Annotated in this window: 2 protein-coding genes; both read left to right on the forward strand. The window is 53.6% G+C overall.

Features of this window, described 5'->3' with window-relative positions; translation table 11 throughout:
* The first annotated feature begins 952 nt into the window (after positions 1 to 952).
* Positions 953 to 2,161, forward strand: a complete 1,209-nt coding sequence (locus tag GWC77_RS27040; protein ID WP_173262371.1) for a hypothetical protein — start codon at positions 953 to 955, stop codon at positions 2,159 to 2,161.
* A gap of 387 nt (positions 2,162 to 2,548) precedes the next feature.
* Positions 2,549 to 4,066, forward strand: a complete 1,518-nt coding sequence (locus GWC77_RS27045; protein WP_173262374.1) for an ATP-binding protein — start codon at positions 2,549 to 2,551, stop codon at positions 4,064 to 4,066.
* Positions 4,067 to 4,224 lie beyond the last annotated feature (158 nt).

Raw genomic sequence — 4,224 nt, forward strand, 5'->3', positions numbered from 1 at the left:
TTTACAAGCCCAGCCCTATGTCATTGAAAGTAAACATGTTCTTCCGAACCCGGGAAGCGGCGCGCACATGTGTATAAGCCGATGCCCTTGACCCGCTAACATCACCCACTCGGAATTCAAAAGAGGCGAACGACTTCACGACCAGGAGGCTATCGATCTGGAAACCACGCGACAATTAGGAGACGAACTTCGTTCGCAATGGCAAACCTTACCCGCCGCCCTACCCTTGCCCCGTGTTTTTATAAGCAATCATGACGTGATCGACCATTTTGTGAGCGGTCAACCTGCACCTTCCATGCGACGCGTTGCTCGAAACGCTTTGGCTGATTTCGGAGCATGGCTGGGTCGGACATATCCCAATCAAGGAGACTTTGGCCTAGCCTCGGTGCGCTCGATGGAAGTCCGGCTGGTTCTGTTGCTGGTGCGTCGGTATTGCTCGGATAGAGCCGGGTCGGAGAGATCACGATCAATTAGGGCGGTTATCAATACATTTCTCGAGTTTCCCTTGCCGGGAGCGACTTCACATAGCATGCACTCGAGACGTTGAAGCTCGTCGCGGATTTTCGCGCGCCTGATCAACCGGTCAATCGGCGCGAGCAGGCGCCTCGCTTGATATCAGACTTCACGCAAACGTTTCCTCCTCCAAGTGCACGCCTGACGCTTTCCGTACAGGCTGTGGGTGCAGACGGAGCGAGCCCGACAGGATTCGGGAATACATTGAAGGGAAACAAAAATGCACGTATCGCGAAGTGATAGTTGTTCCACCGCTCACCTGAATGCTGACAATCAATGCAAACGAGGTGCGGATCGGTGCGGCACTCGTGCTGAAACAGGCAACTCTCTCGCTGGTCCACTGAGCGGATTGCGAGGCCACAACAATCGCCGTGCCGCGGACCTGTCTGTGGTCCCCGGTAACGCAGATACTGCTGTTGGCCTTAGACGGCCCATAAAGTTGATTTCGTCTTGGCCGGCAGGAAATGTCGGGGACAGCGATCAAAGTGCAGGTATCGCTGACGCCGTACGACGCAAGCTGGAGCGATCCGAGATCGCCGGCGCAGACGATATTTCAAGCGAGAGACTGGAGATCGCCAGCACGCCGACAGCAACCAAGGCAGAACAATTGACCGCCGCGTGCAAAGCCCGGCTCACAAAGCTGCGGAACGGAGAATATGAGAGACTGGTATTCATCCTCTCGGGTTCGGGAGAAAACTTGGTGTCGGCGCTGGGCAGTATGCCAGCGGAAAATGGATCGATAACCGTATTTAGTGGCCACCAGCTATCGAACGATATCGAGCGTGCGAATGATCTTCCGTCAATAACAGCGCTGCCACGGACCAGCGTGACCCCTGAGGAGATAAACGCTTTGAGCCGCAAGACGACACTGGTACTGACGTCGGGCGTGGCTCACCAACTGAGCGAAGAGAATATCGCAAAGGCAGTCGTCGAATATGATCAGGCCAGCGGAAAAGCGTTGCCGAGCCCAATCGATAGCGACACGGTGTTCGTTATCCTGGGAGGTGACGCGCCCGACAAGGAGAGTCAGCGATATTTTTCGGAAAGCGATGCACAGGGTTTGGCACGACGCATTGCCACGATGGAATTCAACGGGCGCCAAGCTTGCCGCTTTATCGTTACAAACGGACCAAGGACTGGGAAGCACGATCGAACAGGCGAGGAGTACAATCCCAATCCGCATCGAAACGGAAAGGTCGATCGTGTCACACAAGCGTTTGTGGAGAAACTGAAGCAAGTTGAGGGTGCCGACGTCCATCTGTTCGATTTCCAGTTCGGTAGCCCGAGTGCGTATTTGCCCTTAGTCGACGCGTTCATGAGGGCGGGGAGAAACCGAGGGCGTATCCATGTGCCGGGCGAATCGACTTCCATGGTCAGTCAACTCATTCGTGACCTCCAACTCCCCAAGGTGGTGATCGACGAAAATCAGGCAATGAATGCGTCGCACTACAGTGACGTCGAGCATGTACTTGAGGAATTCGGCGCGGACATGCTTAAAATCGACGGCACCCTTCAGAAAGGAACGCCCATGGCACCGGGAAACCGAGGCTTTTCGGCAGCCGATCAGATTGCGGACGCCGTTGTCTCTCAAATTGTTCGAGCCGACATACCCGTGGTGCGCACCGGCAGCCAATCCGCCGCGAGGTGATGCGGGCACTCACCGTTGCGCCCCCGGGTCGTATCGGCGCGCTGTCGGCGACAACCTGGGCCGCACTCCCCACCCCGTTGCCGTCTCTCTGTATGGCCAGATCAGCAGTAACGGCAACCAAATGACCCTGGCCGCACCGAACTAGACGAACGGCAAAGCTTTTTCAGTGATTGACTGACCATGCGATCCAAAATACAACCTAGCAGTAGCCGGATGTTGAACCCGGCACCCAGCCAAGTGCCACGACGGAAATCTAACAGGCGGTCACGCAAGACCGCCCAGTCATCCGAAAACCACGCGGAGCTTGCCGGGCTTGCGCGCAGTGACGTGCTCGACCCCGCAAGGCCGCGCGCTCGGCCAACCTCGGCCTCTGTATCCTCGAGCAGCTTGCTGCACTTCCTGGGACGCGGGTATTTCGGTGCCGTCGCGACCCCGATTGCACCTGACCAACGCGAGTCGGACAGTCCTCCTGCTCGGCCGTCAACGCCCGAAGACCGCTCGCGCAAATTGATCGACGTGCAGAGGGATCGTGTCAGTGAAGCCAACGTTTCCGCCGGCACAATCGATGTCCAGAAAACAGCGACGGCGTTTGCAAAGACGTTCGCGGAGGTAGCGGCAACCGCAGTTGCCGCGTACGGTGTGCAATGGATTAGTCGAACATCCGGAGGTACGGATAATCAATCTAATGCATTAGCGGCAATGTCGCTGGCTCAAAGTTTGAGTTCGGCGATCAGCTCCAGCATAAATTCCGCAATGAATGCACGGCGGACCGAGGAGGATGCCGCCAAGCAGACATATCTCAGGTTTGTGAAGTCAAGCGAAGAAGCTCTTAAAAGACGACCGCTATCTAATCAGATTGCCATCGAAAAGATCGACGCCGAAGTGCGTCATAACACATACTTTCATCCGGCCAAATGGTACACAGATAAGTTACTGCATCGCGAGCGATTGCTTGGGATCCCATATTACTCGAAAGCTCTTCCGCTCAGGGGAACCCCGGAAGGCAAATCGATGGATATGGCGATAGACAAACTCATAGAAAGTTATCCATATAGAAACCAGGGCAATCTCAGCGACTTTTTTGAACAAATGCGCATCGTTTCAAACGCCGAAGCGAACATAGACGGTCTGGATAGGCCGCAAGCGATACTATATGGTGAACCAGGAACAGGCAAGACACGTTTTGCCAACGCTGTTAGCGACATAACAGGGTTACCATTGATCAAGTTTAATGTCGGCAATGATAGTCACATCAACAATCTTTCGCCACTTGACAATCCCGGCGATTTTTATGGTGACGACTCAAGAAGAATATTTGGCGATTTGGCATTGCAGATTATTGAGCACGGGCATGACAATCCGATTGTATTTCTTGATGAATTACAACCTCGAAATGCTTACATACTCAATTCCCTCAAGCTCATATTGGACCCCAGCAATGACAAATTGCAAATTGGCGGCCCAGATGGCGCAGTGATGATACTGAAAAAAGTTACGTTTATCATCGCATGCAACTCATTAACCGGCTTCGATGAAGCATTCATGCAACGAACAAGGGTCATTCGATTCGCCCCACTGGACCGCAGCGTAAAGCGAAAGATACTGACAGATCGAATTCTAGCGGTCGCCAGCACGTACCGACACCATAACGATTCACACACCTATCAAAAAGGAATCGAGCAATGCTATCGTTATATAGACTACATACTCGACCTTGATCGTGCAAATCCCGGCGCAAGAATTGTAATTGGCATGGCGCCCGATTTAGTTATTAATGCATTCAAATCAACGATATCTGATGAGACCAAATTCAAAGAACGATTGCTATTGAGATTTATGGATATGCACCCGGCACCCAGCCATCCCGCTCCAGAAGGCAACATAGAAACATTGGGCCTCTTTTGAATTCCGAGTGGGTGATGTTAGCGGGTCAAGGGCATCGGCTTATACAGAAGTGTCGGCGTTACCGCGGCCACGTAACGCTCGTAAAGTCTTAGCCGCAACATGAACTTCTCTGAGTCCAAGCCAGATGGCCTTCGCGCCGGGTTCGCCATCTCCTTTGC

The sequence above is a fragment of the Paraburkholderia sp. NMBU_R16 genome (assembly GCF_013282575.1).
In the GTDB taxonomy this organism is placed as follows: Bacteria; Pseudomonadota; Gammaproteobacteria; order Burkholderiales; family Burkholderiaceae; genus Trinickia.